Genomic DNA, 6329 nt, shown 5'->3' with positions numbered 1-6329 from the left:
GTCCAAAAAGTCTTTAATAAAAGCACTGGACCCCGTGGTCAAGCCACGGAATGATAAGCTTTTTACAATATTCATCTTTGGCGGTAGTCAAGGAGCTAAGTTATTTTCAGAGCTGATACCTGCAAGTATCCAAATTTTGATGCAAAAACAGCCAAGTCTTGAATTAAATATAATACAGCAAGCAGCATTAGATGATCAAGTGAAAATAAAAGATATATACTCGAAATTAAACATTACTTATGAATTTGCTGAATTTTTTGATAATATGGCATTGCAATATAAAGAAGCCGATTTAGTGATTTCAAGAGCAGGAGCATCTACTATAGAAGAATTGACCTATATAGGGTTGCCGGCAATCTTTATTCCACTGCCTAGTGCTGCGGATAATCATCAATATTACAATGCAAAATTATTGGAAGATAAAAAAACAGGATGGTGTTTAGAGCAGAATGATATTTCTGCAGGAAAATTAGCAGATAAAATACTCGATTTGATAAGTAATCCAAAAATATTAGAGGATGCTTCACAAAATTTATTAAAAAGAAGAAAAGAAGGGCATAAGCTATTAAGTAACCTAATAGAAGAGGTGATTTAGATTTTGTTTTCCGTTATTGCGAGAAAAGGCTGTAAGTTTTGACGAAGCAATCTCGTGCTAAAGTCTTGAGATTGTCACGCCCCTTTTAGGCGCTTGCAATGACGGGGTGGAAGACATATAACAAGACCAAAAATACCTCAGAATAACAATAATTTAACTAAGTACATAGCAGTTCGGCTCTTTATCCTTGCAAGTTTGGCTATTATGTGGCATTAATCATAATAGACTTTCTGCATAACTTGCTTCTAAGGGTAATTTGTGTGTCGATCCGGTACTCGCATCCTCACGTACCAAAGCGTACGCTGCGGTACTGCGTTCCGTGTCTCCTACAAATTCCTCCTTATTAGCTAAGTTGTACAGGAAGTCTAATAAAAGTTTTAGAATAATATAAATATATGTTAAAAAAAATTATAATATTATTTTTAGGAATGTTTTTACTTTCAGCTTGTACAGATAATTTTAGAAGCTATTTTCAAAGATCCGCAAATAACAGATTGGTTGATAGCAAAGGGGCCAAAGGCGGCAAGAGAAAACCTGTATATAATAATAAATATATTACTTTGGCTAAAAAGAATATAGTAGAAGATAATCTTGATTATGATAACGACGATGATGATGACTATGATAGCGATAGTCCTTTAAGAGGAGAAAGAATCGATCCTGTAAAGAGAAATCGTGAAATGTATCTTAAGATGATTAAAAGGGATATAGCAAGGCAAAAAGCAGAAGCCGGTTTTGCTGAATCCGATGATGATATGACTTTAAGTAGAGCGAATAAAAAGGTTAGAAAAGACGATAGCGATAAAGAAAAAAAGATACAAGAGGAATTAAATCAGATAAAAGCCATGCTTAGAGAAACTAAGCGTGATATATCAAAATATACTTGTCCAAATGCTGTAGTAAATCAAAATTATGTCCCGCCTGTTACAAATTATGAGCCTGTAAATTATCCACCGGTAAAAAATAGTAAGCCGTATAATAACAATTCTAAGGTAAAGCAAAAATTTATCCGTGAAGATGATGATAACGGCAGTAATGCTTGTTCGATATAATAAGCCTATTCTTAGCTAAGAGCAGAAATCTTCAGTATTTAGATATATACAGCAATCTCTGATGTGATATATTTATCACTATCAATGGGTTTATTATTTTTTAAGTAAGATTATTATTTATTAATAAAAATTAACATTTGAATATAGAAATATGTTAATACCGCTGCCTTGCTATACTCACTTGCAAGGAAAGTTTTTTTAGCATATTCGCTAGCGTTGGCGGCTGCCCCCATAAATCCAGCTCGTAATTAAGCACGCTTAATTATGAATCTTTAAACCGCTATGTCAATATAGACTATTATTTTTCAACTAACTATTTTTATAATTACGTAATAATGTTGCTACAGCATATTTTAGAAAGCTTGATATAAGTGAATTTTCCAGGATTCGCTTGTGTTCACCTATTTTTATACGCTGTGTAGGTTCATACTTAAATTCATCTTATCTGAAACTTTCTAAAATATGCTGTAACTTTTCAGAAACAACTTTAATGTCATAATTTTGTTTAAGAGTAAGGTAGGCGTTTTTAGAAAATCCTTTTGCTTTTATAGGGCTCTCTATTAGATAGACAATTTTTTCTGCTAAATCTTCAGCAGAGCCGGCTTTACAAATAAGCCCATCTTGCATGTCGCTTAAGATTGCTGCAGGCCCTTCAGTATCTGTACTAACGATAGGCACGCTTGCCTCCATTGCTTCAAGCACTATAATTCCAAACGGTTCATGAAGAGACGGTAAGCAAAAAATATCTATTTGTTTAAAGAATTTATCTCTATCGTTAACCCATCCCGTAAATGATATTTGATCTTGTAAATTAAGTTTATGTGCTAAAGCAATTAAATTATCTTTTTCCTCGCCACTTCCACCTATAACTGCATGAAGATCATATTTTTTTTCTTTTAAAATTTTGATAGCTTGAATAAAAACATCAACACCTTTCTTAGCTACAAATCTTGCTAGTACACCAATTACGACAGGTTTTTTATATGTTTTATTTGAAATAAAGTCTTTAGCAATATTTATCATATTCGGTAGGATGCATATCCTAGATTCGGCAAAGTTATTTTTTAGTAAAAATTCTTTCATATGATACGTCAAGGCAATAACAAAATCACATTTACGTAGTCCTTTTAAACTATAATTATGAGCGATACCAATTAATTTTATATTTTGTGATTTAGCAAATTTACTAAAATTTATTGCTCTATTACCGTGTGCTATAATTATATCGGACTTAGTCTTATGAATTATATACTTAAGAATAAGTACCGAGAGTAAATCAAACGGTACTATATTAGGTAGTTTTAAGCTTTGTTTGTGTAGAAAGGAATTTATTTTTGCCTTATAAGAAGTAATATTTATAACCTCAATTTTTTGCATCTCTAAAGCAGTGCTATAATCTAAAAATGCTTGTTGAATACCGCCAAGGTCACGACTTAGCATAATATTAAGGATCTTCATTACTTATAATTGCTCGATTTCTTTTTCTGTTAAACCGGTAAAATCTATAATTTTATCTAAAGGTTTATTTTTTGCTAACATTTTTTTAGCTATAGAAATTTTTTGTCTTGCTTTCCCTCTGGCTTCCCCTTGAGCTTCAGCATCCATAATTTTTTGCTCTTCTACGGCTAGATTATCCATTTCGGTTTTTATCATTTTTTCATAAGTATTTAACTCTTTTTCAGACCAACTAGCTTGATCCAAAGCATAAAAAGCTTTTTTAATAATAAAATCATGACCTATCAAATCCTCTATTTCTTCTAGAGTGCTTTCATGTGCATGTTTAAAGAAATATGCCCATTTTTCTTGAAGGTTCTCTAATTGATCTAATTCTTTATTAAATTTCTCAAGCTCTAAAAAGATAAAATAAAAATCTTGTAGGTCGTTCTCATAAGTTTTAGTATCAAGTAATCTATGATCTGATTTCCAATCTTTTTTATCGGGCAATAAAATAAAATCGACAATAGCTAAGAATATTACTCCTCGAAGTTTTGCATATACTGCTATTTTTTTATGATCTTCATCTTCTTTTATTATTTGTCTTGAATAGGCCCTTGCTGCATAAAGCTGAACTCGTTTTTCAAAACCTGGATGTTTGCTGACCTGCATCTCTACAATAAATTGAGTACCGTATTTATCTCTACATAATACATCAACTATAGATTGTCTATAAGCAGTGATATCATGATCTTAGATTGTTTTTAAAAAAGTAACTTCGGTAATTACTTCTTTTTCTGTATAACCTAAAATGTCATTTAGAAAATGAATAAGTATATCCTTATTTTTTCTGTACCGAAAATTTTAAAAAATGCATAGTTATTTTTAGGGTCTAAGAAACGTGAAATTAGCATAATAGTCTATATTTTTATATATCATCACTTTGATTATAGCAAATTCCAAGAAATTTGCTATAATACAATTTCCTAATATAATACAATTTCCTAATATGTAAAACATTATGATTAGTAAAATTAATTTTGTAAAAATGCATGGTCTCGGTAATGATTTTGTTATTGTTAACAAACGAGATTTATCAAGTTCATATGATTTATCGCAGTTAGCAAAAAATATGTCTGAGCATCATACAGGTATCGGTTGCGATCAGTTTATTATTTATGAAGAGCATAATGATTTTTATGAAATGATTATATATAACATAGACGGCTCTAGTGCTAAATTATGCGGTAATGCTACAAGATGTTTAACCAAGTTAATTTATCTTGATACGGGAAAGAAAGATATTACCGTAATGGTAGGTAATAAAAAATTGCTATGTAATGTCAATGATGAAAATAATATTAGCGTTAATGTAGGAAGTGTTAGTTTTAATGAAGCTTGGATGCCAAGTCGTGATAAAGTTTGGGAATTTGCAGAGCGTTATATGATTAATTTAAAGGAAACTATTTGCGTTGATATAGGTAATCCGCATTTGGTTATTTTTAGTAAGTTAGAACCTCAAGATCAAAAAATTGTCGGTGAAAAATTGCAGGCTAAGGAATTATTTGCAGATGGGGTAAACGTTAATTTTGCTGAAGTAAAAGATAATAAAATCTATTTATCCGTTTGGGAGCGGGGGGCAGGGTTAACGCTTGCTTGCGGAAGCGGAGCTTGCGGTAGTTTTGCTGCCGGTTTAAAGCTCGGTTTTGTCCATTCACCAAGTACTATAGTCTTTAAGCACGGTAATCTTACTATGAAAGAAGAAAACGGTAATATAATAATGCAAGGGGCAGCTACGCTTGTAGCACGTGGGGAATATTATTGTGAGCAATAATTTAAGACAAGATATAGTAACATTTGGCTGTAGACTTAATATTTACGAAAGTGAGATAATACGGAAAAACTTGGAATTGTTGGGTATCGATAATGTGGCAATATTCAATACTTGTGCGGTAACTAAAGCAGCTGAGAAACAAGCAAGACAAGCTATACGCAAGGCTAAAAAAAATAATCCTGATTTAAAAATTATTGTTACCGGCTGTAGTGCTCAAACAAGTCCGCAAATGTACGGTAATATGCCAGAAGTTGACAAAGTTATAGGTAATGAAGAGAAGTTATTACCTAATTACTACCAAATTACCGATGCAAAAATAACAGTTAACGATATAATGTCGGTGAAAGAGACGGCAAGTCATTTAGTCAGTAGCTTTGACGGTAAGTCTCGTGCTTTTATTCAGGTACAAAACGGTTGTGATCATTTTTGTACTTTCTGTATTATCCCTTATGGTAGAGGAAAAAGTAGATCAGTAGCAATAGGAGCTATAGCAGAGCAGGTAAAGCATTTGGTATTAAACGGCTTTAAAGAAGTAGTTTTTACCGGTGTCGATGTCACGGCTTATGGTAGTGATTTGCCGGGAAGTCCAACATTCGCACAAATGATTAAACGAGTGTTGAATTTAGTCCCTGAATTAAAGAGGCTTAGATTATCTTCAATAGATGTTGCAGAAATAGATGATGAACTTTTTGAGCTTATAGCTTATAGTGAAAGGATAATGCCGCATTTTCATATTAGCTTGCAAGCAGGCGACGATATGATATTAAAACGTATGAAAAGACGTCATAATAGAGCAAACGTAATAGAGTTTTGTCGGAAGCTGCGGGCAATAAGACCGGAAGTATCTTTTGGTGCGGATATTATAGCTGGTTTCCCGACTGAAACCCCTGAAATGTTTGAAAATACAAGAAAATTAATTTCAGAAGCGGAATTACAATATTTACATGTTTTTCCTTATTCGGAAAGAGAAGGAACGCCTGCAGCACGTATGCCACAAGTACCTAAAAATATAAGAAAAGAAAGGGCAGAAATTTTAAGGCAAGAAGGGCAAAACCAGTTGACCGAATTCTTTAAAAAACATATAGGACAGAAAGTGGAGTTATTAGTAGAGAATAATAATATTGCCCATACCGAAAATTTTATTCCGATAAAGCTAGATAAACCTTTAGAAATAGGGCAGATATTTAAAGCGAAGTTGATGGGGATAGAAGAGAATTATATGAAGTGTATGTTGGTTTAATGTCATTGCGAGGAGGCATTGTTGCGTGGACCTGTTTATCCGTCATTGCGAGGAACCGTAGGCGACGCAGCAATCCAGAAAATAAATAAAAAAAATTTTACAGGATTTCTTCGTAAATTTCTATGCAATTACCACGCAATGACGGATAAAAAGGTCCACGCAACAAATACACCT

General features: G+C 32.6%; 5 protein-coding genes and 2 pseudogenes. 4 read left to right on the top strand and 3 right to left on the bottom strand.

The annotated features are described in order from the left end of the window. On the top strand, positions 1-595 hold a 595-nt coding region (locus tag AB4K15_RS07355; protein ID WP_500225786.1), incomplete at its 5' end, for a glycosyltransferase. 219 nt (positions 596-814) lie between these two features. Here AB4K15_RS07355 and AB4K15_RS07350 read toward each other — a convergent pair. Further along, a pseudogene (locus AB4K15_RS07350) lies at positions 815-979 on the bottom strand (palindromic element RPE1 domain-containing protein); the annotation flags it as partial. 11 nt (positions 980-990) lie between these two features. On the opposite strand from AB4K15_RS07350, the gene AB4K15_RS07345 reads away from it, so the two are divergent. Then, positions 991-1647 (top strand): hypothetical protein, encoded by a 657-nt coding sequence (locus tag AB4K15_RS07345; protein ID WP_032074177.1) that lies wholly within the window; start codon positions 991-993, stop codon positions 1645-1647. A 441-nt stretch (positions 1648-2088) separates the two neighbouring features. On the opposite strand, the gene AB4K15_RS07340 is transcribed toward AB4K15_RS07345, so the two are convergent. Continuing rightward, a complete protein-coding gene (locus AB4K15_RS07340) occupies positions 2089-3105 on the bottom strand; it encodes a glycosyltransferase family 4 protein (RefSeq protein WP_032074178.1) in 1017 nt (338 codons plus the stop codon). A gap of 3 nt (positions 3106-3108) precedes the next feature. Then, a pseudogene (locus AB4K15_RS07335) lies at positions 3109-3995 on the bottom strand (Rpn family recombination-promoting nuclease/putative transposase). 107 nt (positions 3996-4102) lie between these two features. Here AB4K15_RS07335 and dapF point away from each other — a divergent pair. Beyond that, entirely contained in the window at positions 4103-4915 is an 813-nt protein-coding gene (dapF, locus tag AB4K15_RS07330) for a diaminopimelate epimerase (protein ID WP_032074179.1), read from the top strand. After that, a complete protein-coding gene (gene mtaB / locus AB4K15_RS07325; protein ID WP_084698820.1) occupies positions 4890-6155 on the top strand; it encodes a tRNA (N(6)-L-threonylcarbamoyladenosine(37)-C(2))-methylthiotransferase MtaB in 1266 nt (421 codons plus the stop codon). The genes dapF and mtaB overlap by 26 nt, the downstream gene beginning before the upstream one ends. Positions 6156-6329 lie beyond the last annotated feature (174 nt).

The organism is Rickettsia aeschlimannii (genome assembly GCF_047973405.1).
GTDB classification, from domain to species: domain Bacteria; phylum Pseudomonadota; class Alphaproteobacteria; order Rickettsiales; family Rickettsiaceae; genus Rickettsia; species Rickettsia rickettsii.
Note: the sequence above shows the minus strand (reverse complement) of the source record. Positions and strands in the feature narration are given on the sequence as shown.